Raw genomic sequence first — 21,476 nt, forward strand, 5'->3', positions numbered from 1 at the left:
GGTGAGGACGGCCATTATCGGCCATCGACGGGGTCAGGCTGAACCACGCGCTCAGGCAACCAGCGCGCGGGTGGTCTCAACATACTGCTGCAGGCGCTGGCGGGCGCTGCCATTGGCGATGGCGGCGCGGGCACGGGCCAGGCCGTCACCGATGTCACGGGCCACGCCGGCCACGTACAGCGCGGCGCCGGCATTGAGCGCGACGATGTCCAGCGCCGGGCCGGGCTCGTTGTCCAGCACCGCGCGCAGCAGGGCAATGGACTGCTCCGGGCCATCCACGCGCAGGTTGCGGCTGGCCGACATGGCGATGCCGAAGTCCTCCGGGTGGATCTCGTACTCGCGCACCTTGCCGTCGCGCAATTCGCCGACCAGGGTGCCGGCGCCCAGCGAGATCTCGTCCATGTTGTCGCGGCCCCAGACCACCATGGCGCGCTCGGTGCCCAGCTCGCGCAGCACGCGCGCCTGGATGCCCACCAGATCGGGGTGGAACACGCCCATCAGCACCGACGGTGCGCTGGCCGGATTGGTGAGCGGGCCGAGGATGTTGAAGATGGTGCGCACGCCCATCTCGCGGCGCACCGGCGCCACCACCTTCATCGACGGGTGGTGGATCGGCGCGAACATGAAACCGATCCCGGTCCGCTCGATGGCCGCGGCCACCTGCTCCGGCTGCAGCTCGATCACCGCGCCCAGCGCCTCCAGCGCGTCGGCGCTGCCGGACTTGGACGACACGCTGCGGTTGCCATGCTTGGCCACGCGCGCGCCGGCAGCCGCCGCGACGAACATCGCGCAGGTGGAGATGTTGAAGGTATGCGAACCATCGCCCCCCGTGCCGACGATATCGACCAGGTTGGAGGTATCGGCCACCGGCACCGGCCGGGCGAATTCACGCATCACGGTGGCCGCCGCGGCGATTTCGTCCACGGTCTCCTTCTTCACGCGCAGGCCGGTGAGGATGGCTGCCGTCATCATCGGCGAAACATCGCCGCGCATGATCTGCCGCATCAGGTCGACCATCTCGTCGAAGAAGATCTCGCGGTGCTCGATGGTGCGGTGCAGGGCTTCCTGGGGGGAGAAGCTCATCGGGATTGCTCCTTGGACTCAGGCGGCCGGTCGCTGCAGGAAATTGCGCAGCAGGGCGTGGCCGTGTTCGGTGAGGATGGATTCGGGGTGGAACTGCACGCCTTCCACCGGGAAGTGGCGATGGCGCAGGCCCATGATCTCTTCGATCGAGCCGTCGTCGTTCTCCGTCCAGGCGGTCACTTCCAGCACATCGGGCAGGCTGTTCTTGTCCACCACCAGCGAGTGGTAACGGGTGGCCTGGTAGCGATCCGGCAGGCCGGCGAAGACGCCCTTGCCTTCATGGCGGATCGGCGAGGTCTTGCCGTGCATGATGTTGCCCGCGCGGATCACCGTGCCGCCATAGACCTGGCCGATGCCCTGGTGGCCCAGGCAGACACCGAGAATCGGCGTGGTCGGGCCCAGGCGTTCGATCAGCTGCAGCGACACGCCCGCCTCGTTGGGCGTGCACGGGCCGGGCGAGATGACGATGCGCTCGGGCTTCTGCGCGGCGATCTCATCCACGCTCATCGCATCGTTGCGCACCACCTTCACCTCGGCGCCCAGCGTCTGCAGGTACTGCACGAGGTTGTAGGTGAAGCTGTCGTAGTTGTCGATCATCCACAACATGGTCGGGTTCCGTCGCTTATCGGGAGTGGGCGTACACGTGGGTGCCGCACAGGGAGAGAGCCAGGTACAGCGGAAGGTGCCGCAGCGCAGGCCACGGCGCAGGGTGCCTTACAGGCCCTTGGCGGCCTGGGCGACGGCGCGGAACAGCGCGCGGCCCTTGTTCATCGTCTCGTCCCATTCCTTGTCCGGGTCCGAGTCGTAGACGATGCCGGCGCCAGCCTGCACGTACAGGCGGCCGTCCTTGATCACCGCGGTGCGGATCGCGATCGCGGTATCGGCATCGCCGTGCCAACCGATGTAGCCGATGCTGCCGGCGTACACATTGCGCTTGATCGGCTCCAGTTCGCGGATCACTTCCAGCGCGCGGATCTTCGGTGCGCCGCTGACGGTGCCGGCCGGGAAGGTGGCGCGCAGCACGTCGGCATAGCTCAAGCCCGGCTGCAGCTGCCCGGTCACTTCGCTCACGATGTGCATGACGTGGCTGTAGCGTTCGATCACGAACTGCTCGCCCACTTCCACCGTGCCGGCCTTTGATACGCGACCGGCATCGTTGCGGCCGAGATCGATCAGCATCAGGTGCTCGGCACGTTCTTTCGGATCGGCCAGCAGCTCGGCTTCCAGTGCCAGGTCCTGCTCGACGGTGGCGCCGCGCGGACGCGTGCCGGCGATCGGGCGTACGGTGACTTCGCCATCCTGCAGCCGCACCAGGATTTCCGGCGAGGAGCCAACCACCTGCAGGTCGCCGACATCGAGGAAATACATGTACGGCGACGGGTTCAATGCGCGCAGCGCGCGGTACACGTCCACCGGGCGTGCCTTGAACGGCACGCTCAGGCGCTGGCTGAGCACCACCTGGAAGATGTCGCCGGCGCGGATGTATTCCTTGCTGCGCTGGACCGCATCGACGAAGCCATCGCGGGTGAAACCGGAGACGAAATCGGATTCGTCCAGCACATCGCTGTTGAGCGGTGCGGGATAGCCGGAACCCGGTGCACGCAGCTTTGCGGTGAGCGCATCCAGGCGCGCCTGCGCCTGCTCGAACGCGCCGTCGACGCGCGGGTCCGCGTGCACGATCAGGTACAGGCGGCCCTTGAGATTGTCGAATACCGCCAGCTCGTTGGAGTGCAGCAGCAGGATGTCCGGCGTGCCCAGTTCATCGCGGCCGGCCGGCGGTGCCAGGCGCGGCTCGATATAGCCGATGCACTCGAAACCGAACCAGCCGACCAGGCCACCGGTGAAGCCCGGCAGGCCCTCCAGCTTCGGCACCGAGTGGGCGCTGCGCAGCGCCTCGACTTCGGCAAACGGGTCGGCCACCTCGCGGGTTTCCACCACCTGGCCGTCTTCGCGCACGGTCAGCGTATGGCCATGGAAGGCATACACGCGGCGCGCCGGCAGGCCAATGATCGAGTAACGACCAAAGCGTTCGCCGCCTTCGACGGATTCAAACAGGTAGGTATTGGGGCCGTCGGCGAGCTTCAGATAGACCGAAAGCGGCGTGTCCAGGTCGGACAGCACTTCGCGGACAACGGGAATGTGGGTGTGGCCTTCAGCGGCCTGCAGCTGAAACTGAGCGTGCGAGTTCAAGACGACTTTCCTTCCGGGACACAGCGTTATGGGGGCGGACGACGGCAACGGGCCACCATCGCCACCAACGGCGTGCGGAAGAAAGGGTATGCGGGGTCGTCAGGCTGGACACCCCTTGACTGTATCGCAGCTTGGACGGGAGTGGAACCCCGCAGCGCCAGGCGTGGCAGCCACCTTACGTGGCCAGCAGCGGGCAATCGGCCGGCAGATGCATGCGCACCCGGCCAGCCACGCAGTCGATGCGGAACCGCCGCGCCTGCACGGGCTCACCGTCCAGGTTCAGGGTCAGTGGCTGCGCCGACTCGAGCTGCAGCCAGGGCAGCCGGACGCGGGTGGCCACCCGTTCCAGCGCCGCTTCCTTGCCACCGGTCAGCATCTGCCCCAGCGTCGACGCCACCTCCCCCTCCAGTTCGGGTACGACGGTGACATCCAGCAGGCCGTCATCGATCAGTGCCTGTGGGCACAGCTGCTGGCCACCACCGGCCTGCCGGCCGTTGCCGATCCCCAGCGCGATGAAGCCGCCTTCCCAGGCGAAGTCCGGACCGTGCAGACGCGCGGTAATCGGCTCTATCCGCCCCAGCTTGGCGATGCCGGTGATCACGTAGGCCAGGCCACCGAGCATCTTCTTCAGGCCGGCATCGGTTTCCACGGTGACCTGCGTGCCGAAACCGCCACTGGCCAGGTTGGCGCACCACCAGGGCGTGCCGTCGGCATCCACGCGCAGCAGATCGATGGCAAGTGCCGTGGTCTGCCCGATCAGTGCGAGCGCGGCCTCCGGCTCGGTCGGAAGGTTCGCCGAGGTGGCGAAGTCATTGGCCGTGCCCATCGGGACCAATGCCAGCGAAGGCAGGGCATCGGCGGATTCATCGCGGTGGGCCAGCGTTTCGGCCACCGCACTGAGCGTGCCGTCGCCGCCTGCCGCCACGATCACGTCTACCCCGTGGTCGATGGCCTCAGCCACGTAACGCTCGGCGTCACCTTCTTCCCAGGTGACACGTACCTCCAGCTGCACGCCCCGCTCCCGCCAATGGCGCACCGCGTCGCGCAGCTCGTCATTGCCTGCGGACTTGCCGTTGAGGATCAGGCGCCAGCGCGGTGCGGTCATGCGGGGATTCCGGTGTGGGGTGGCACAGGCTAGCAACGCACCGTTTGCCGGCAGTGAATGTCACATGCGTGTCATTCAGCTCCCGGAGAATGGAAGGCCATAGCAGGGACGACGGATGGAGGCAGGATCAGCCTCCCACGCATGCAGCGAGGCCACGCCAACGATGGGCGTGGCCTCTTTTTTTTGGAGTGGCTCCCGGGCGCGATCGTCAGCCGTTGGCGAAATCGTGCAGCGCCTGGCCCTGCAGCCGGTATACAGTCCACTCATCCTGTGGTTTCGCGCCCGCCGCGGTGTAGAACTCGATGGCCGGCATGTTCCAGTCCAGCACCGACCATTCGAAGCGACCGCAGCCTTCGGCGACCGCCTGCCGCGCGATGTATTTCAGCAGCGCCTTGCCAGCGCCCGCGCCCCGCTGCTGCGGGCTGACATACAGGTCTTCCAGGTAGATGCCCTTGCGGCCCAGCCAGGTGGAGTAGTTGTAGAAATACACCGCATAGCCGATGGCCTCGCCATCGGCTTCACAGATCAGCGCGCGGGCAGTTGCGTCGGGACCGAACAGGCTTTCGGCGATGCCGATCTCGTCGGTCTGCACCGAATGCTCGGCCCGCTCATAGATGGCCAGCTCACGGATGAAGCGCAGGATCAGGCCCGCGTCGGCGGCAGTGGCCGGGCGGATGTTCAACACGGCCACCGTGCTCATGCCTCAGCCTCGCGCCGCAGCGACGTTGGCGCGCATCTGCGCGATCACATCCTGGTAAGGGGTCTTGGCGTTGAAGATGGCCGAGCCGGCGACGAAGGTGTCGGCGCCCGCAGCCGCGATCTCGCCGATGTTGTCGGCCTTCACGCCACCGTCGATTTCCAGGCGGATGTCCTTGCCGCTGGCATCGATCTTCTGGCGGACCACGCGCAGCTTGTCCAGCGCCGAAGGAATGAAGGCCTGGCCGCCGAATCCCGGGTTGACCGACATCAGCAGCACCAGGTCCAGGTCATCCAGCACCCAGTCGAGGATGTCCACCGGCGTGGCCGGGTTCAGCACGATGCCCGGCTTGCAGCCCAGCGAACGGATCAGCTGGATCGTGCGGTGCACGTGGCGGCTGGCCTCCGGATGGAAGCTGATGTAGGTGGCACCGGCTTCGGCGAAGTCCGGGATGATGCGGTCCACCGGCTCGACCATCAGGTGCACGTCGATCGGCGCGGTCACGCCGTGCTTGCGCAGTGCCTGGCAGACCATCGGGCCGATGGTCAGGTTGGGTACGTAATGGTTGTCCATCACGTCGAAGTGGACCCAGTCCGCACCGGCGGCCAGGACGTTGTCGACTTCCTCGCCGAGGCGGGCGAAATCGGCGGACAGGATGGAGGGGGCGATGAGGCAGTGGGACATGGCCGGGCCTTGCAACGAGGGGAAAGGGGTCAGCGCTTGCGCAGGGTCTTGATACGGTCGTAGGCGGCGTTGATGCGCCGCGACTTCTGCTCGGCCTGCTGCTGCAGCTCGGGGGCGGCGCCGCCAAGCTTGTCCGGGTGGTACTGCGAGATCAGCTTGCGGTAGGCGCGCTCGACCTCGGCATCGGTGGCCTCGGAGGTCAGCCCCAGCTCCCGGTACGGGTTCTCCTTGTTCAGGCGGAACCAATCCGAATCAAAGGCATGGCCGATCAGCAGGCCGACCACCGCGCCGAACAGCGGATTGGGCCGGAACAGCAGGGCGCCGGCGATGAATCCGAGCAGTTTTCCGTACCAGCGCATGGCGCTCCGGGGTCGACCGACGAAATGGACGCTCATTTTACGTCACAGCGGGCCCGGACGGCTTTACACTAGGCCGCCCGCTGGTCAGCGGGCCCGCCGGGTCCGTTGGGCAGCCGTATCGACAACGCCCCAGGAGTGCCCGTGCCAACCACGCTGTTGCAATCCGATCTCCCCGGCCTGCCCTTGCGCCACCGCGGCAAGGTGCGTGATGTGTTCGATATCCCGCGCGAGCGGCTGCCTGCAGGGACCCCGCCGGGCGACTACCTGCTGATGGTCGCCACCGATCGCCTGTCGGCGTTCGACGTGGTGCTGCCCGACCCGATCCCCGGCAAGGGCGAAATGCTCTGCCAGGTCTCCAATTTCTGGTTCGCCAAGACCGCGCACCTGATGCCCAATCACCTGACCGGCATCGACGTGGCCAGCGTGCTGCCTGAAGGCGTGGACCCGGCGCTGTACGCCCGGCGCGCCGTGGTCACCCGCAAGCTGAAGCCGGTGCCGGTGGAAGCGATCGCCCGCGGCTACCTGATCGGCAGCGGCTGGAAGGACTACCAGCGCACCGGCAAGGTCAGCGGCATCGACCTGCCCGATGGGCTGCGCCAGGCCGAGCAGCTGCCCGAACCGATCTTTACCCCCTCGACCAAGGCCGCGGTGGGCGACCATGACGAGAACATCGATTTCGATGCGATGGTGCGGCAGGTCGGCGCCGAACTGGCCGAGCGCGTGCGCGATGCCACCCTGCGCATCTACAAGTTCGCCGCCGATTACGCCCGCGAGCGCGGCATCATCCTGGCCGACACCAAGTTCGAGTTCGGCACCGATGCCGACGGCCGCCTGTACATCATGGACGAGATGCTGACGCCGGATTCATCGCGTTACTGGCCGGCCGACGAGTACGAAGTGGGCACCAGCCCGCCCAGCTACGACAAGCAGTTCGTGCGCGATTACCTGGAGACGCTGGACTGGGGCAAGACCGCCCCGGGCCCGAACATCCCGGCGGAGATCATCGAGCGTACCCGCGCCAAGTACGCCGAGGCGCTGCAGCGTTTGGCCGGGATCAGCGTCGACTGATCCCCTGCGCCCCCGGTCGCAGCGACCGGGGGCGTCCTGCTCGGCAGCGCCCAGGGTGGCGCTGTGCGAAGGCGCCCGGGAGTATGCTGTCGGCCTCACCGGAGGAAGCGAAGAAGCATGCAGACCACCACCGAGCTCGCGCGGCCGATCGACCGCTACTTCGCCAGCTACTCCGACGATCACCGCAATACGATCAACCAGCGCATCCACGTGGTCGCGGTACCGGCCATCCTGTGGTCGGCCGTGGCCCTGCTGTGGTGCCTGCCCCCCCTGATCACCTGGTTCCAGTACGGCATCTGGTCGGCGTTCGCGATGTTCAGTGCCTGGTGCTTCTACAACAAGCTGTCGCGTCCGCTGGGCATCGGCATGCTCATCCAGTTCTTCGTGTTCGGCTGCCTGTGCCGCCTGCTGGAGGCCGAGATCGGCCTCCACAACCTGTTCTGGCTGGCGGTGACGGTGTTCGTCGTGGCCTGGATCGCGCAGTTCATCGGGCACAAGTTCGAGGGCCGCAAGCCCAGCTTCCTGACCGACCTGACTTACCTGCTGATCGGCCCGGCCTGGGTGATGGCCAAGCTCTATCGCAGGCTCGACTGGCGTTACTGACACGCCTCCGGGCGAGCGTCACCCTCGCTTCCTGAACGGGCGGGTTTCCTCACCTGCGGTCCACCGCCGGCCTGCCAGCCTGCACGCTCTGCCCCTCTGCCGGGGCGTCTGTCGCAGCGGCAGCCCCTGTGCGACAGGGCCTGCGGTCGCCGTGCGCGGGCGTAGGGTGCGGCCCTTGGCCGGCACCGCGGAGGAGATGCTGCACTGCAAAAAAAATGAATCAGCGAACGTTACAGGCAATTGATCGCCGTTCGATGGCTTTCGGCGACATTTCGCAGCCTGTTATCCTCACTGACCTGCTCGTGAATCATGGATTCCCTGCATGCTCCCCAGCCTGCCTCTGCTGCTGGCCCTGCCGTTCCTGATGGCAGCGGCTGTTGCGGCCTTCCCCCGTAGTTCGCGCTCGACTGCTGCCTGGCTGGCGGCGCTGGCGCCGTTGGGCGGCTTGGCCATTCTCGGCTGGCTGACCCCGGCGGTGCTCGACGGCCAGATCGTCCGCACCCTGCTGCCCTGGCTGCCGCAGATCGGCCTGGACTTCCATCTGCGGCTGGACGGCCTGGCCTGGATGTTTGCCGGCCTGGTGCTGGGCATCGGCGCGCTGGTGGTGCTGTACGCGCGGTACTACCTCAGTGCGCAGGACAACGCCCACCGCTTCTACTGCTACCTGCTGCTGTTCATGGGCGCCATGCTCGGCATGGTGCTGTCGGGCAACCTGCTGTTGCTGATGATCTTCTGGGAAATGACCAGCATCAGCTCGTTCCTGCTGATCGGCTTCTGGTCGCATCGCCAGGACGCGCGCGAGGGCGCACGCATGGCGCTGGTGATCACCGGCGGCGGCGGGCTGGCCCTGCTGGGTGGCGTGCTGCTGATCGGGCGCATCGTCGGCAGCTTCGACCTGGATGTGGTGCTGGCGGCCGGTGAACAGATCCGCGCCAGCGCGCTGTATCCCTATGCCCTGTTCCTGGTGCTGGCCGGCATCTTCACCAAGAGCGCGCAGTTCCCGTTCCATTTCTGGTTGCCACATGCGATGGCGGCGCCGACACCGGTCTCGGCCTACCTGCACTCGGCCACCATGGTCAAAGCAGGCGTGTTCCTGCTGGCGCGCCTGCATCCGGTACTGGCCGGCAGCGACCTGTTCTTCTATACGGTGAGCGGCATCGGCGCGCTGACCCTGCTGATCGGCGCCTGGAACGCGATCTTCCAGCACGACCTGAAAGGGCTGCTGGCGTATTCGACGATCTCCCACCTGGGCCTGATCACCCTGCTGTTCGGCCTGTCCACGCCGATGGCGGTGGTCGCCGGCGTGTTCCACATCCTCAACCACGCCACCTTCAAGGCCTCGCTGTTCATGGCCGCCGGCATCATCGACCATGAGACCGGCACCCGCGACATGCGCAAGCTGGGCGGACTGCGGAAACTGATGCCCTTCACCAGCGCACTGGCGATCATCGCCTCGCTGGCCATGGCCGGCATTCCGCTGCTCAACGGCTTCCTGTCCAAGGAAATGCTGTTCGCCGAGGCGATCAGCGCCGGCGGCACCGAGACCATGCGCATGGCGGTGTCGATCGCGGCGTTGCTGGCCGGCGTGTTCGGCGTGGCCTACAGCCTGCGCTTCGTGCACGACACCTTCTTCGGCCCCGGCCCGCACGGGCTGGACCGCGTTCCCCATGAACCGCCGCGCTGGATGAAGGTACCGGTGGAACTGCTGGTGGTGGTCTGCGTGGCAGTCGGCATCGCGCCCGCGCTGACGGTGGCGCCGGTCCTGCATGCTGCTGCCGCCTCCATCCTCGGCAGCGCCATGCCCGAGTACAGCCTGTCGGTATGGCATGGCTTCAACCTGCCGCTGGCGATGAGCGCGATCGGCGTGGTGGGCGGTATCGCCCTGTACTTCGGCCTGCGCAAGCTGATCAACCTGCATGCCGTGACCAATACCACCACCGGCCGCAACGTGTTCCATGCGCAGCTGGATGCGGTTTCCGCACTGGCCATGCGCCTGACCAACGGCATTGCCAACGGCAGCCTGCAGCGGATGCTGCTGGGCCTGGTGCTGGTCGCGATCGTGGTGGCCGCCGCGCCGTTCATGGCGAATCCCGCATCCCCGAACTGGACCGCGCCGCAGCCGATTCCACTGCTGGGCTGGGCGTTGTGGCTGGTGATGATGGGCTGCGCGATCGCCACGCTGCGTGTGTACAAGCAGCGCCTGCTGGCGGTGCTGCTGGTGGGCGGCGTCGGCCTGATGGTGGCGCTGACCTTCGTGTTCCTGTCGGCACCGGATCTGGCACTGACCCAGCTGCTGGTGGAGATGGTGACCCTGGTCCTGATGCTGCTGGGGATGAACTATCTGCCCGCGCAGTCCGGACCGGAGCGGCCGCGCTGGCGCAAGCGCCGCGACGCGCTGATCGCGGTCATCGCCGGTTCCGGTCTCGGCGCGCTGGCCTATACCGCGATGACCCTGCCGCCGAACACCATGGCCGGTGAGCTGGTGGCGCGTGCCCTGCCCGAAGCGTATGGCCAGAACGTGGTCAACGTGATCCTGGTCGACTTCCGCGGCTTTGATACCTTCGGCGAGATCACCGTGTTCGGCATCGCCGCGCTGGTGGTGCACGCGCTGCTGCGCCGCACGCGGATGGCCCCGGAGCAGATCATGCCCGGGCCGCCGATCAAGCTGCCGGTACCGGCCGACCTGGCGCAGATCATGTTCCCGCTGACGCTGACGGTCTCCATCTTCCTGTTCCTGCGCGGTCACAACGCCCCGGGCGGCGGGTTCATCGCCGGCCTGGTACTGGCGGTGCCGCTGCTGATCCAGTACGTGATCCAGGGTACGGCATCGGTGGAGTCGCGCTTCGGCTTCGACTACATCCGGTGCATCGGCACCGGCCTGCTGATCGCCCTGCTCAGTGGCAGTGCTTCGATGCTGTTCGGCGTGCCGTTCCTGACCAGCGGGCACCTCGACCTGCACCTGCCGCTGATCGGCGACGTGCCGCTGGCCAGCGCGATCGGCTTCGACATCGGCGTGTACCTGGTGGTGTTCGGTGGCGCCATGCTGATGCTGTCGATGATGGGCACGGTCAAGCCCTCTCGAACCCGCACCGCCCGCAAGGGCGAGATCGATCTGCAACGCCGTTCGGCCCGCACCGGGGAGATGCACTGATGGAACTGGCCCTGGCCACCGCGATCGGCGTGCTGACCGCCATCGGCGTGTACCTGCTGCTGCGGGCGCGCAGCTTCGACGTGATCCTTGGCATGACCTTCCTGTCCTACGCCACCAACCTGCTGATCTTTGCCGGTGGGCGCCTGGTGCAGGGCAAGGCCCCGGTGCTGCAGGAAGGCGTGGAGAGCCACCTGGGCAACTACACCGACCCGTTGCCGCAGGCGCTGGTACTGACGGCCATCGTGATCGCTTTCGCGATGACTGCAGTGAGCATCGTGCTGGCCATGCGCAGCCGCAGCGACAACCACAGCGACCACGTGGACGCGCACGAGCCCGATGACGATGCGCCGCCGCGCCAGGGCGAGGACCGCGCATGAACCATCTGGTGATCCTGCCGATCCTGGTTCCCCTGCTCGGCGCCGCACTGTCACTGTTCGTCGAGCATCGCCGCTATGGTCCGAAGGTACAGCGGACTGTGGCCTGGACGGCACTGGCGGCCCTGGCCGTGGTGGTCGGCCTGCTGTTCGCCGATACGGCAGGCGGTGACATCCGCGTCTACCTGCTGGGTGACTGGCCCTCGCGCCTGGGCATCGCGCTGGTGGCCGACCGGCTGTCGGCGTGGATGCTGCTGACCACCCTGCTGCTGGCCATCCCCTGCCTGCTGCATGCCTGCTCGGGCTGGGACCGGCGCGCGCCGCACTTCCATGCGCTGTTCCAGTTCCAGCTGGTCGGCCTCAACGGTGCGTTCCTCACCGGCGACATCTTCAACCTGTTCGTGTTCTTCGAGGTGATGCTGATCGCTTCCTACGGCCTGCTGCTGAGCGGCGGCCGTGGCCTGCGCATGCGCATCGGCCTGCACTACGTGGTGTTCAATGTCACCGCATCGACGCTGTTCCTGATCGCACTCGGCCTGCTGTACGCCTCGCTCGGCTCGTTGAACATGGCGGAGCTGTCGCAGCGCATCGCCGAGGTTCCGCCGGCACAGCTGACCCTGGTGAAGGCCACGATGGGCCTGCTGCTGCTGGTGTTCTGCGCCAAGGCCGCCCTGATGCCGCTGTACCTTTGGCTGCCCGAATCGTACGCGCGCGCACCTGCTGCGGTCGCTGCGCTGTTTGCGATCATGACCAAGGTCGGCCTGTACGCCGTGCTGCGCGTGCAGATGCTGTGGTTCGGCGAGGACGCCGGCGCGATGGCCGGATACGGACGCGACTGGCTGCTGTGGGCCGGCGTGGCCACGCTGGTACTGGGCGGCCTGGGCGCGCTGGCCGCCGCGCGCCTGCGCGTGCTGATCTCCTACCTGGTGATCGTCTCGGCCGCGACCCTGTTCATTGCCTTCTCGGTGGGCACGCCGAAGGTGCTCTCCGCCGGTCTGTACTATCTGCCACACAGCAGTTTCGTCGCTGCCGCGCTGTTCCTGGTGGCCGACCTGATCCGACGCCGACGCGGCGGTGCCAGCGACCGCAAGGAAGTGATCGCACCGATGCCGGGCAAGGAAACGCCGGCGGTACTGTTCCTGATCGGCGCCGTGTCGGTCGCCGGACTTCCGCCGCTGTCGGGCTTCCTGGCCAAGGCCGCCCTGCTGGCCGGGATGCCGGCGCAGTACACCGGCGCGGTATGGACGGCCGTGCTGGTCAGCAGCCTGCTGGTCATCATGGGCCTGACCCGAGGGGGCATCCGCCTGTTCTGGCGCGTGCCGCTGCCCGAGCCGGAGGCGCCGCCGCCCCGCAAGGCCAAGCTGCGCAGGGTCGAGCTGTTCGCTGCCTGCATCCTGCTGGCCTACGGCATCGGCATGACCCTGGCCGCCGCCCCGCTGATGCGCCATACCGACGCCACCGCCGCCCAGCTGCTGCAGCCGGGCGAGTACGTGCAGCAGTTGCGCGCGACCACACCGGAGATCCGCCAGCCATGACCGCGCAACGCCCCCTGTTCCGCCGCCTGGTACCGTCCCCCGCACTGAGCATGATGGTGGTGGCGTTCTGGCTGCTGATGTCCGACAGCTTCAACCTTGGCCAGATCCTGCTGGGCCTTCTGCTGGGCGTGGTCGTGCCGCTGTTCGCCGCGCGCCTGGATCGCGAGTTCGCCCGCATCGGTACGTTGCGCCCGGTACCGAAGCTGCTGTGCGTCACCCTGTGGGACATCCTGATGTCCAACATCCGGGTGGCCCTGCAGGTGCTCGGCCCGGAGAAGAACATCCATCCGGGCTTCATCTGGCTGCCGCTGGACATCGCCAACATCCACGGCATCGCCGCGCTGACCAGCATGATCACCCTGACCCCGGGTACGGTGTCGGCGGCACTCAGCGACGACCGCAGGTTCCTGCTGGTGCACGTGCTGCACCTGGAGGATCCACAGGCGCTGATCGACACGATCAAGCAACGATACGAAGCCCCGTTGATGGAGATCTTCCCATGACCGGTTTTGAAGTCATCCAGACCACCCTGGTGGTATGCATGCACGTGGTCGGACTGGCCATGCTGCTGGCGACCTGGCGCCTGCTGCGCGGCCCGAGCGTGCCTGACCGCATCCTCGCCCTCGACACACTTTCAGTGACTGCCATCGCCGAACTGATGCTGTTCGGCATGTACCTCAACTCGCCGATCTACTTCGAGGCCGCACTGGTGATCGCCATGCTCGGCTTCGGCAGCACCGTGGTGCTGAGCAAGTTCGTGCTGCGCCGGGACATCGTCGAATGATCACCGCGATCCAGATCGGCCTGTCGGTCCTGCTGCTGTTCGGCTGCTTCTTCATCCTGGTCGGTGCGCTGGGCCTGGTGAAGCTGTCGACCTTCTTCAAGCGGCTGCATGCGCCGACCAAGGCCAGCACGCTGGGCGTGGGCTGCGTGCTGGTGTGTTCGGTCTGCTACCACATCTTCCTCGGCCAGGATCCGCAGCCGCGCGAGCTGCTGATCACCGTCTTCCTGTTCATCACCGCGCCGATCAGCGCGCACATGATGGCCAAGGCTGCGTTGTCGCTGCTGATGGAAACCCGTCCTACCCTGCCCGGCAACGAACGGGCTGCCGAAGAGCAGCTGCCGCCGCCGGAGCCGGCGCGGAAAGAAGAGCAGAGCCCGACACGCTGATCACACGACTCCCCGCATCCACTCAGGGCGGGGATCTGCTGCCGAGCCGTGCATGGGCTCGGCGCTACAGTGCCGGTGCACCCACCAGCAGCAGTTCCAATACGAACCAGCCGACGAACGCCACCAGCAGGATCACGCCTTCGCCACGGCTGATCTTCAGGTCGCCACGCAGCATCGGATACAGCACCAGGGCAAAGGCCAGCAGCGCGGGCAGTTCCAGGCGCACGAACGATGCCGGCAGGGCCAGCGGCTGCAGCGCTGCCATCGCGCCGATCACCAGCAGCAGATTGACCGCGCTGGAGCCGAGCACGTGGCCCAGCACCATGTCGCCATGGCCACGCCGCGCAGCGGCGATGGCGGTGGCCACCTCCGGCAAGGCCGTGCCGATCGCAAGCGGCAGCAGGCCGACCAGCAGCGGCGTCCATCCAAGTGCGACGCCGAAGTCGGCCGCCGCGCCAACGACCAGCCGCGCCCCCCAGTAGAGGGCCACCACGGCCACCAGCACACGCAGCACATTCAACGGCAGGCTGGTGCGGCTCAGCGCCGATCGTGCGATGGCCGCCTGCACATCGGCGGTCTCACTGCGGCCACGGCGCATCAGCACGGCCTGCATGACGACGAAGCCGGCCAGCAGCACGACACCTTCCCAGCGCGCGAGGCGGCCATCCAGCCCGAACAGGATCAACAGAACGCCGGCCCCCAGCAGCGACCACCAGAGCACGGTCTGCAGGCGTGCGCGCAGCAGCAACGGGGCCGCGATCGCCGCGATCGCCAGGGTCAGGCCCAGGTTGGCGATGCTGCTGCCCACCGCGTTGCCCAGCGCCAGTTCCGGCTGGCCCACGGCCAGCGCGCGGGCGTTGACCACCAGCTCCGGCATCGACGTCGCCACGCCGAGCAGCAGCAGACCCGCCGTGAACGGGCGGGCACCGAAGCGCTGGGCCAGGCCGGAAACGGCCTTGACGATGGAGTCTCCGCCGAGCCCCAGCAGCAGCAGGCCAAGCAGAAACCAGGCGATGGCAATGGCGATCATCGAGCACTCCCCCAGCGGTCGTCGCGCGATTCTACGCTTGGCCCGGCCGCGAGGCTGGGCGCTGCATCAAGGATCAGCCACAACCTTCGGTGTAATCGACCTGCGGGGTCTGGCCGACCCGCCACGTGCTGACCCGGCCGTCGGGCCCCAGGGTGAAATCGATCACCGCCGCACCTTCCTGCGCCGGGCGCACGCGCAGGTGCTGGGCCTTGTCGTCGTACTTGTCTGGACCGACATCGGCACGCTCCGGATACAGCACCTGCAACTCGCCCAGGGTCATGCCGACCCTGCCGCCGCCCGGCGCGGTGATGGCGGCGCTGCGCACGTCATAGCGGACCAGCTTGCGGCCTTCGATCATCAGGCGTGGGTCATCGGCCTGCTGCGGACGCAGGAAATAGCAGTCCTCGTTGCCGTCGTCGGCCGGCAATGGCCTGCCTGCCGCATCGCTGCCCAGCCCCTGCAGCGGCGCGCCGAAGCCGCTGCGCACCTCGGCGATGCCCGCACCCAGCGCCACCCCGCCGAAACCTTCCAGGCGCGCGGGGCTGTCGGCGCGGGCATCGTTGGCCGGCCGTGACGCCAGGTCCGGATCGGCCGATTGTGCCGGGCCGGTGGCACTGGCGGTCTCGGCCGGCGAGTCGCTGCCGCTGCCGGCCGCTCCCTGTTTGTCCGAACCACCGCCACAGGCGGTCAGGGACAGCAGCATCAGGCCAGCCAATGGCAGCAGCTTCATCGGTGTTGCTCCAGGAGGGATGGGCGGACGCTACCCCAGGGCGCGTGCAGGCGCTGCATTGTCATCGCTGTTTCATCGCCTTCGTTCAGGCTCGGCGTGCACCGTCCTGGCTGTCCCATCCATGCAACCGCGCAAGACCGATCTCGCCCGAACCGCGCTGCAGGCGCACCGCGCGCCGCTGGACATGCGCCAGCGCCGGTTGCTGATCCTGTGCGATGGCCAGCGCAGCGTCACCGAGCTGAGCGGGCTGATGGGCCAGGAGACGCCGGCCATGCTGATCCAGCTGATCCATGCCGGCTATCTGGAAACCGACGCCCCGCCTCCCGCGGTGGCGGTATCCGGGCCCACCCCTGCCCGGCCGCAGGCACCCGCGACCGCGGCCACGCCGATCGAGCGGCGTCGCTCGCTGGTCGCCTCACGGATCTATGTACTGGGCATCCTGGAGCTGCAGCGGCATCCGCAGGCAGCGGCGCTGTTCCGCGACCTGCAGCAGGCACGTGCGCAGACCGATGTGCTGCGGGTGCTGCACTCGGCGTTGCAGGTACTGCCCGCGCTGACCTCCGAAGGCTACTGCGAACGCGTACGGCAGCGGCTGCTGGAAGTCCTGCCGCTGGAGCACTGCGACGCCTTCACCGATGCCGCATGAGGCTCATCGGAAGTTGTTGCGCAGCCCTGCCCAGCACTGCTGGTAATCGGCCTGCCGGTGCCCGGCATCAAGCGCCTGGGCGGTCGGGCGGATCACCGCGCGGGTCTCGAACATGAAGGCCATGGTGTCCTTGACCACGTCGGGCCTGGACAGATCGGCACTGGAGGCCCTGTCGAAGGTCGGTGCATCCGGTCCGTGGCCGCTCATGCAGTTGTGCAGGGAGGCGCCGCCCGGCACGAAGCCTTCGGCCTTGGCATCGTAGGCACCGTGCACCAGGCCCATGAACTCGCTGGCGATGTTGCGGTGGAACCACGGTGGCCGGAAGGTGTTCTGCGCCACCAGCCAGCGCGGCGGGAAGATGGCGAAATCCATGTTGCTGGTCCCTGCTGTGTCGCTGGGCGAATGCAGTACCAGGAAGATCGACGGGTCCGGGTGGTCGTAGCTGATCGAACCGAGGGTGTTGAAGCGGCGCAGATCGTAGCGGTACGGCGCGTAATTGCCGTGCCAGGCGACCACGTCCAGCGGCGAATGGTCGATCGGCGCGCGCCACAGGCGTCCTTCGAACTTGGCGATCAGTTCGAACTCACCGTCAAGGTCCTCGAAGGCCGCATGCGGGGTTTCAAAGTCGCGCGGATTGGCCAGGCCGTTGGCGCCGATCGGCCCCAGATCGGGCAGCTTCAGCAGGGCGCCGTAGTTCTCGCAGATGTAGCCCCGGCTCGGGCCATCAGGCAGCTCGACGCGGAAGCGCACGCCACGCGGAATCACCGCGATCTGCTGCGGTTCGATCTCGATCACGCCCAGCTCGGTCAGCAGGCGCAGGCCACCCAGCTGGGGCACGATCAGCAGTTCGCCGTCGGCATCGTAGAAGTAGCGGCCAACCATGTCCCGGTTCGCGGCATACAGATGGATGCCGACGCCGGCGTGGGCATCCGGCGAACCATTGCCGCCCATGGTGTACAGCCCTTCGACGAAGTCGGTGGGCAGTTCCGGCAGCGGCAGCGGGCTCCAGCGCAGCTGGTTCGGCGAGGCCGGCTGTGAACCGAAATCGCACTGCAGGCGCGATTGCGCGAACGGAGTGAACTCACCGTGGGTCACCGCCGGGCGGATCCGGTACAGCCAGCTGCGCCGGTTGCTGCCGCGCGGCGCGGTGAAGGCGGTGCCGGACAGCTGCTCGGCATACAGGCCATGGGCCACCTTCTGCGGCGAGTTCTGCCCGACCGGCAGCGCGCCGGCCACGGCTTCGGTGGCGAATTCGTTGCCGAAACCGGACTGGTAGCCACGGGCGGTGATGGAGGTGGACATGGGGGCTCCTGGAACGGCAAGGCCGGAACGGAAAGCCGCCGGGCATGGCCCGGCGCTACCGCTGAGGGTGCAGGTCTGAAACGTTACAGCACGCCGCGGCGGATCTGGTCGCGCTCGATGCTCTCGAACAGCGCAGTGAAGTTGCCTTCGCCGAAACCTTCATTGCCCTTGCGCTGGATGATCTCGAAGAAGATCGGGCCGATGCAGTTCTGGGTGAAGATCTGCAGCAGCTTGCGCTGGTGGGTTTCCGGATCGGCGTCGATCAGGATCTTGTTCTTCGCCAGGCGCGGCACGTCCTCGCCATGGTTCGGCACGCGCTGGTCGATCACGTCGAAGTAGGTGTCCGGTGTGTCGAGGAAATCCACACCCTGCGCACGCATCGCCTCGACGGTCTCGTAGATGTTCTCGGTGAAGCAGGCGATGTGCTGGATGCCCTCGCCCTTGTAGGCGTCCAGGTATTCGTTGATCTGGCTCTTCGGATCGGACGATTCGTTGAGCGGAATGCGCACGATGCCGTCCGGCGCGGTCATGGCCTTGGACACCAGGCCGGTCTTCAGGCCCTTGATGTCGAAGTAGCGGATCTCGCGGAAGTTGAACAGCCGCTCGTAGTAGTCCGACCACTGCTGCATGTTGCCGAAGTACAGGTTGTGGGTCAGGTGGTCGATGAAGGTCAGGCCGAAGCCCACCGGATGCTGATCGACGCCGGCGATCGGCTCGTAGTCGCCGTCGTAGATGCTGCCGGCGCTGCCATAGCGGTCGACCAGGTACAGCATGCAGTCACCGATGCCCTTGATGACCGGCGCGCCGACCGCCTTGCTGTCCGGCTTGAAGCCGATGGCCTCGGCACCGTTGCCCAGCGCGGTCTGGTAGACCTCCTGGCCCGGCTTCTTGAAGCGGATGGCGAAGCCGCAGGCGCACGGACCATGCTTTTCGGCGAAGTCGGCAGCGAACGAATCCGGGTCTTCATTGACCAGGAAGTTGACGTCGCCCTGGCGATAGACGGTAATCGGACGCTGCTTGTGCCTGAGCACCGCCGTGAAGCCCATCCTGCGGAAGTAGTCGTGCAGCTCCTGGCCGCGGCCGGCCGGGGCAGCAAACTCGACGAACTCGAAACCATCGATGCCCATCGGGTTCTCGAAGGTGGTGACCTGCATGCCCGGATTGGGATGCGAGGAGGGCTGGACTGCGGTATTCATGGCGGGGCTCCGAATCGGTACCGCATCGGTACAAACCAGGTGCGGGCAGGTAACGACCCGGCGAGAATGCAGGGTCTGGACCCAACCCTTATAGTTACACTTGAAACCACCAGCAAGGTGCACCGCAACATGAGCCCCGCCGATCCCGCTTCGACACGCCTGCGTGCATCGCACGTCCTGCTCGACCTGGAACAGTTCCTGCCCTACCGGCTGAGCGTGCTGTCCAACCGGGTCAGCGGCAACATCGCCAAGCTGTACGGTGATCGCTACGGTCTGGCCATTCCGGAATGGCGGGTCATCACCATCCTGGCGCTGTATCCCGGGTCGTCGGCCAGCGAGGTCTCCGACCGCACGGCGATGGACAAGGTGGCGGTCAGCCGCGCGGTGGCGCGCCTGCTCGAGCGTGGCTTCATCAAGCGCGAGACCCATGGCGACGACCGTCGCCGCTCGGTCCTGGCCCTGTCGGCAGCGGGCTTCGAGGTGTACGAGACCATCGCCCCGCTGGTGATCGAGATTACCCGCAAGCTGATGTCGGTGCTGAGCGAGGAGGAGGAACAGCTGCTGGAGACGCTGATCCTGCGCTTGGCGGGCGATGGCCTGGAACGGATGGGCGAAGGCGTCTGACGCATGCCGCCGGGGCTCGGCCCCGGTCTCGGGACAGCACGGTTCAGCTCAGGTGCTTGCGCCGCGCATGGATCCACGGCACAGCGAGTGCACCGATCGCGCCACCGGCAAAGCCCAGCGACGCGGCAACCGTGGCCGCTTCGACCGCCCCCGGCAGGGCCAGCGCGGCAGCCACCAGCAGCAGCGACGGCACGCCGACGAAGGTGCCGAGGAAGAAATGCCAGCGCGGCGACCACGTGTTGAGCTGCAGCAGGCTGACCGGTTGCCATGCTTCGCCGGCTGCGTCTTCGGCCATCTTCGCCACCACCTTGCCCAGATCCACCTCGGGCAGCGCGCGTCCCTGGCGCGCGGTCGCCAGCGCCTCGGCAACGGCGTCCACGGGCGGGAAAGCGGACGGCCATGGCACCGGTGCGGGCACCCCGTACGCCGTCAACAGCGGCACGCTCAGCCATGGCGCGACCAGTGGACGCATGCGACGGCGACCGTGCACGCACCAGACCTGCGACTGGCCATGCGCGACCACGCTGTACAGCGCCAGCTCGGTGGCCGCCGGATAGCCCAGCATGGTCACCCGCGCGGCCAGGCTGTCCTGCCCTACGGCACGCAGGAAGCCCGCGCGGCTGCGCGCCCTCCTGCATCCACGCCACGCCCAGCGCCCCGACCAGAAAGGCTTCGGCCACGTCCCTGCCGCCCGCAGTGGCGCGTTCGTCACTGGCCAAGTACCACGCCAGCGACTTCGGTTCGGCCACATCCGGCAGGCCCCAACGGCTGTCGTCGCCCAGCACATGACGCACCGGCAGCCGTGCGGCCGCGGTCTCGCCACGTTCTCCCGGCTGCAGGAACGGCAGCACGCCCTGGATGAAGGTGGACAGCTCGATGGCGCGTACGCCGTTGCCCTGCCATTCCGGCGGCAGCAGGCCGGCCAGCTGGCCCTGCGACGCCAGCGCATCGAGTCGCGATTTCTGTTCCACCAGCGTCTGCACCGCGCCCTTCAGCACGACGTTGTCAGGCAGTGCGATCTGCGGCAGGCGATGGTGCGGCGGGGCCGCTTCGGGGGCACTGTCGCCGATGCCGACGTCATCCAGCAGTGCGTCCCGTGCCGGCAGGGTCACGCCCTCGCCAGCACCACCCTCGCCCAGGCTGCTGGCAGGGTCGGGCAATCGTTCGGCGTGGTCGCTGTGCATGGGCGTTCCGGTAGGGTGCGTCGACGTCGGGTCGACCGGGAGCCTTGCCGGTAACGGCGTGCGTGCGATGAAATTGAGGCGGCGATGCTGGGAATGTGACGGCGCGCGCATCCGCCGGGCATGGCCCGGCGCTACCGATCAGGCGCCCACTGCTTGAGGAAGGCCATCACCTGCGCCGGCAGGTAGGTCTCGCCCCTGCGCATTGCCGCCGTTGCCTGCGGTGCCAGCAGGGTGCCGTCGGCATCGAGCACCAGCAGGTAGGGGTAGTCGCGGCCCATCTCCGGGAACTGGCCGAGGAAAGCGCTGTTGGGCTTCTCGTCGCTCTCATTGACCTTCACCCACACGTAGTGGGCATCGCGGAAACGGCGCAGGTCGCCATCCCCCTCCACGATCTGGTCCAGCGCATGACAGCGGTCGCAGCCGGCGTTGCCGACCTCGAGGATGATGCGCTTCTTGCCACGCTGGGCTTCCACCTTGGCGGTGGCCAGATCGTCGGCGGGGTCGCGGGCCGGGTCGAACTGTGCACTGAGCCCGGCGATGGCGGCGATATCCGCCGCCACCGGGGTGTTGCCCGAGGCCACCGGTTCGCTGGGGTCAGCGACCGGTGGCTCGGTGGGACGGGTATCCAGTGGCTGCGTCGGCCCGGTGGCGGCGGGTGGCGGGGGTTGCGAACACGCGCCGATCAGCGCCGCACAGACCATCCCCATCGCACCACCGAGCTTCGTACGCATGCCAGCTACCCTCT

22 protein-coding genes and 1 pseudogene are annotated in these 21,476 nt (G+C 67.4%); 10 read left to right on the plus strand and 13 right to left on the minus strand.

Annotated elements, in window-relative coordinates:
• Window positions 1-51: 51 nt before the first annotated feature.
• The 7 genes from trpD to ACZK08_RS18040 all read right to left on the minus strand — a co-directional run bounded on the left by trpD (window position 52) and on the right by ACZK08_RS18040 (window position 6,118).
• Window positions 52-1,083, minus strand: a complete 1,032-nt coding sequence (gene trpD, locus ACZK08_RS18010; protein WP_065181531.1) for an anthranilate phosphoribosyltransferase — start codon at window positions 1,081-1,083, stop codon at window positions 52-54.
• Between the two features lie 18 nt (window positions 1,084-1,101).
• Window positions 1,102-1,689 carry an anthranilate synthase component II gene (locus ACZK08_RS18015; protein WP_065181530.1) on the minus strand — a complete coding sequence of 196 codons (588 nt, stop codon included), beginning with the start codon at window positions 1,687-1,689 and terminating at the stop codon, window positions 1,102-1,104.
• Between the two features lie 108 nt (window positions 1,690-1,797).
• Complete coding sequence (gene trpE, locus ACZK08_RS18020) at window positions 1,798-3,273, minus strand: anthranilate synthase component I (RefSeq protein ID WP_065181529.1); 1,476 nt, start codon at window positions 3,271-3,273, stop codon at window positions 1,798-1,800.
• Between the two features lie 175 nt (window positions 3,274-3,448).
• Window positions 3,449-4,378, minus strand: coding sequence for a lipid kinase YegS (gene yegS, locus ACZK08_RS18025; protein WP_065181528.1), 930 nt, complete (start codon window positions 4,376-4,378; stop codon window positions 3,449-3,451).
• A gap of 208 nt (window positions 4,379-4,586) precedes the next feature.
• Window positions 4,587-5,069: a GNAT family N-acetyltransferase gene (locus tag ACZK08_RS18030; RefSeq protein ID WP_065181623.1), complete on the minus strand. Its 483-nt coding sequence runs from the start codon at window positions 5,067-5,069 to the stop codon at window positions 4,587-4,589.
• 12 nt (window positions 5,070-5,081) lie between these two features.
• The gene (gene rpe, locus ACZK08_RS18035; RefSeq protein ID WP_065174373.1) at window positions 5,082-5,759 is read right to left on the minus strand and encodes a ribulose-phosphate 3-epimerase; all 678 of its coding nucleotides are present in this window, start codon (window positions 5,757-5,759) and stop codon (window positions 5,082-5,084) included.
• 29 nt (window positions 5,760-5,788) lie between these two features.
• The gene (locus ACZK08_RS18040; protein ID WP_005411327.1) at window positions 5,789-6,118 is read right to left on the minus strand and encodes a J domain-containing protein; all 330 of its coding nucleotides are present in this window, start codon (window positions 6,116-6,118) and stop codon (window positions 5,789-5,791) included.
• A 141-nt stretch (window positions 6,119-6,259) separates the two neighbouring features.
• On the opposite strand from ACZK08_RS18040, the gene ACZK08_RS18045 reads away from it, so the two are divergent.
• The 8 genes from ACZK08_RS18045 (at window position 6,260) to ACZK08_RS18080 (ending at window position 14,019) form a co-directional block, all read left to right on the plus strand.
• Complete coding sequence (locus tag ACZK08_RS18045) at window positions 6,260-7,186, plus strand: phosphoribosylaminoimidazolesuccinocarboxamide synthase (RefSeq protein WP_053515559.1); 927 nt, start codon at window positions 6,260-6,262, stop codon at window positions 7,184-7,186.
• Between the two features lie 117 nt (window positions 7,187-7,303).
• Complete coding sequence (locus tag ACZK08_RS18050; protein ID WP_053515557.1) at window positions 7,304-7,789, plus strand: Mpo1 family 2-hydroxy fatty acid dioxygenase; 486 nt, start codon at window positions 7,304-7,306, stop codon at window positions 7,787-7,789.
• A 322-nt stretch (window positions 7,790-8,111) separates the two neighbouring features.
• Entirely contained in the window at window positions 8,112-10,940 is a 2,829-nt protein-coding gene (locus ACZK08_RS18055; protein WP_065181527.1) for a monovalent cation/H+ antiporter subunit A, read from the plus strand.
• A complete protein-coding gene (locus tag ACZK08_RS18060) occupies window positions 10,940-11,317 on the plus strand; it encodes a Na+/H+ antiporter subunit C (RefSeq protein WP_053515553.1) in 378 nt (125 codons plus the stop codon). The genes ACZK08_RS18055 and ACZK08_RS18060 overlap by 1 nt, the downstream gene beginning before the upstream one ends.
• Window positions 11,314-12,849 carry a monovalent cation/H+ antiporter subunit D gene (locus tag ACZK08_RS18065; protein WP_065174371.1) on the plus strand — a complete coding sequence of 512 codons (1,536 nt, stop codon included), beginning with the start codon at window positions 11,314-11,316 and terminating at the stop codon, window positions 12,847-12,849. The genes ACZK08_RS18060 and ACZK08_RS18065 overlap by 4 nt, the downstream gene beginning before the upstream one ends.
• Window positions 12,846-13,352, plus strand: coding sequence for a Na+/H+ antiporter subunit E (locus ACZK08_RS18070; protein ID WP_053515550.1), 507 nt, complete (start codon window positions 12,846-12,848; stop codon window positions 13,350-13,352). The genes ACZK08_RS18065 and ACZK08_RS18070 overlap by 4 nt, the downstream gene beginning before the upstream one ends.
• The gene (locus tag ACZK08_RS18075; protein ID WP_053515548.1) at window positions 13,349-13,633 is read left to right on the plus strand and encodes a K+/H+ antiporter subunit F; all 285 of its coding nucleotides are present in this window, start codon (window positions 13,349-13,351) and stop codon (window positions 13,631-13,633) included. The genes ACZK08_RS18070 and ACZK08_RS18075 overlap by 4 nt, the downstream gene beginning before the upstream one ends.
• Window positions 13,630-14,019, plus strand: a complete 390-nt coding sequence (locus ACZK08_RS18080; protein WP_053515546.1) for a Na+/H+ antiporter subunit G — start codon at window positions 13,630-13,632, stop codon at window positions 14,017-14,019. Before ACZK08_RS18075 ends, ACZK08_RS18080 begins: the two co-directional genes overlap by 4 nt.
• Before the next feature lie 64 nt (window positions 14,020-14,083).
• Here the strand turns inward: ACZK08_RS18080 and ACZK08_RS18085 are convergent, their stop codons facing one another.
• Together ACZK08_RS18085 and ACZK08_RS18090 are read right to left on the minus strand one after the other, a co-directional pair.
• On the minus strand, window positions 14,084-15,049 hold the full coding sequence (locus ACZK08_RS18085) for a sodium:calcium antiporter (RefSeq protein WP_065181526.1): 966 nt from the start codon (window positions 15,047-15,049) through the stop codon (window positions 14,084-14,086).
• A gap of 73 nt (window positions 15,050-15,122) precedes the next feature.
• Window positions 15,123-15,779, minus strand: coding sequence for a hypothetical protein (locus ACZK08_RS18090; protein ID WP_065181525.1), 657 nt, complete (start codon window positions 15,777-15,779; stop codon window positions 15,123-15,125).
• 121 nt (window positions 15,780-15,900) lie between these two features.
• On the opposite strand from ACZK08_RS18090, the gene ACZK08_RS18095 reads away from it, so the two are divergent.
• On the plus strand, window positions 15,901-16,425 hold the full coding sequence (locus ACZK08_RS18095; RefSeq protein ID WP_065181524.1) for a hypothetical protein: 525 nt from the start codon (window positions 15,901-15,903) through the stop codon (window positions 16,423-16,425).
• A 3-nt stretch (window positions 16,426-16,428) separates the two neighbouring features.
• Here the strand turns inward: ACZK08_RS18095 and hmgA are convergent, their stop codons facing one another.
• A complete protein-coding gene (gene hmgA / locus ACZK08_RS18100; protein ID WP_065174368.1) occupies window positions 16,429-17,727 on the minus strand; it encodes a homogentisate 1,2-dioxygenase in 1,299 nt (432 codons plus the stop codon).
• Between the two features lie 83 nt (window positions 17,728-17,810).
• Window positions 17,811-18,923, minus strand: a complete 1,113-nt coding sequence (gene hppD / locus ACZK08_RS18105) for a 4-hydroxyphenylpyruvate dioxygenase (RefSeq protein ID WP_227255313.1) — start codon at window positions 18,921-18,923, stop codon at window positions 17,811-17,813.
• A 129-nt stretch (window positions 18,924-19,052) separates the two neighbouring features.
• On the opposite strand from hppD, the gene ACZK08_RS18110 reads away from it, so the two are divergent.
• Window positions 19,053-19,547 carry a MarR family winged helix-turn-helix transcriptional regulator gene (locus tag ACZK08_RS18110; RefSeq protein ID WP_065174367.1) on the plus strand — a complete coding sequence of 165 codons (495 nt, stop codon included), beginning with the start codon at window positions 19,053-19,055 and terminating at the stop codon, window positions 19,545-19,547.
• 43 nt (window positions 19,548-19,590) lie between these two features.
• Here ACZK08_RS18110 and ACZK08_RS18115 read toward each other — a convergent pair.
• Together ACZK08_RS18115 and ACZK08_RS18120 are read right to left on the minus strand one after the other, a co-directional pair.
• Window positions 19,591-20,731 (minus strand): annotated as a pseudogene (locus tag ACZK08_RS18115) (hypothetical protein).
• A 131-nt stretch (window positions 20,732-20,862) separates the two neighbouring features.
• Window positions 20,863-21,462, minus strand: coding sequence for a thioredoxin family protein (locus tag ACZK08_RS18120; RefSeq protein WP_053519849.1), 600 nt, complete (start codon window positions 21,460-21,462; stop codon window positions 20,863-20,865).
• Between the last annotated feature and the right edge of the window lie 14 nt (window positions 21,463-21,476).

It is taken from the genome of Stenotrophomonas sp. 112478_Sma (assembly GCF_056479905.1).

Bases quoted from the DNA above. Each gene is read 5' to 3' on its own strand.
- ACZK08_RS18090 (WP_065181525.1), bottom strand. From the start codon at position 15,779: ATGAAGCTGCTGCCATTGGCTGGCCTGATGCTGCTGTCCCTGACCGCC.
- hmgA (WP_065174368.1), bottom strand. From the start codon at position 17,727: ATGTCCACCTCCATCACCGCCCGTGGCTACCAGTCCGGTTTCGGCAAC.
- ACZK08_RS18080 (WP_053515546.1), top strand. From the start codon at position 13,630: ATGATCACCGCGATCCAGATCGGCCTGTCGGTCCTGCTGCTGTTCGGC.
- ACZK08_RS18065 (WP_065174371.1), top strand. From the start codon at position 11,314: ATGAACCATCTGGTGATCCTGCCGATCCTGGTTCCCCTGCTCGGCGCC.
- ACZK08_RS18120 (WP_053519849.1), bottom strand. From the start codon at position 21,462: ATGCGTACGAAGCTCGGTGGTGCGATGGGGATGGTCTGTGCGGCGCTG.
- ACZK08_RS18095 (WP_065181524.1), top strand. From the start codon at position 15,901: ATGCAACCGCGCAAGACCGATCTCGCCCGAACCGCGCTGCAGGCGCAC.
- trpD (WP_065181531.1), bottom strand. From the start codon at position 1,083: ATGAGCTTCTCCCCCCAGGAAGCCCTGCACCGCACCATCGAGCACCGC.
- ACZK08_RS18060 (WP_053515553.1), top strand. From the start codon at position 10,940: ATGGAACTGGCCCTGGCCACCGCGATCGGCGTGCTGACCGCCATCGGC.
- ACZK08_RS18110 (WP_065174367.1), top strand. From the start codon at position 19,053: ATGAGCCCCGCCGATCCCGCTTCGACACGCCTGCGTGCATCGCACGTC.
- ACZK08_RS18040 (WP_005411327.1), bottom strand. From the start codon at position 6,118: ATGCGCTGGTACGGAAAACTGCTCGGATTCATCGCCGGCGCCCTGCTG.
- hppD (WP_227255313.1), bottom strand. From the start codon at position 18,923: ATGAATACCGCAGTCCAGCCCTCCTCGCATCCCAATCCGGGCATGCAG.
- yegS (WP_065181528.1), bottom strand. From the start codon at position 4,378: ATGACCGCACCGCGCTGGCGCCTGATCCTCAACGGCAAGTCCGCAGGC.
- ACZK08_RS18050 (WP_053515557.1), top strand. From the start codon at position 7,304: ATGCAGACCACCACCGAGCTCGCGCGGCCGATCGACCGCTACTTCGCC.
- ACZK08_RS18070 (WP_053515550.1), top strand. From the start codon at position 12,846: ATGACCGCGCAACGCCCCCTGTTCCGCCGCCTGGTACCGTCCCCCGCA.
- ACZK08_RS18015 (WP_065181530.1), bottom strand. From the start codon at position 1,689: ATGTTGTGGATGATCGACAACTACGACAGCTTCACCTACAACCTCGTG.
- rpe (WP_065174373.1), bottom strand. From the start codon at position 5,759: ATGTCCCACTGCCTCATCGCCCCCTCCATCCTGTCCGCCGATTTCGCC.
- ACZK08_RS18055 (WP_065181527.1), top strand. From the start codon at position 8,112: ATGCTCCCCAGCCTGCCTCTGCTGCTGGCCCTGCCGTTCCTGATGGCA.
- ACZK08_RS18085 (WP_065181526.1), bottom strand. From the start codon at position 15,049: ATGATCGCCATTGCCATCGCCTGGTTTCTGCTTGGCCTGCTGCTGCTG.
- ACZK08_RS18075 (WP_053515548.1), top strand. From the start codon at position 13,349: ATGACCGGTTTTGAAGTCATCCAGACCACCCTGGTGGTATGCATGCAC.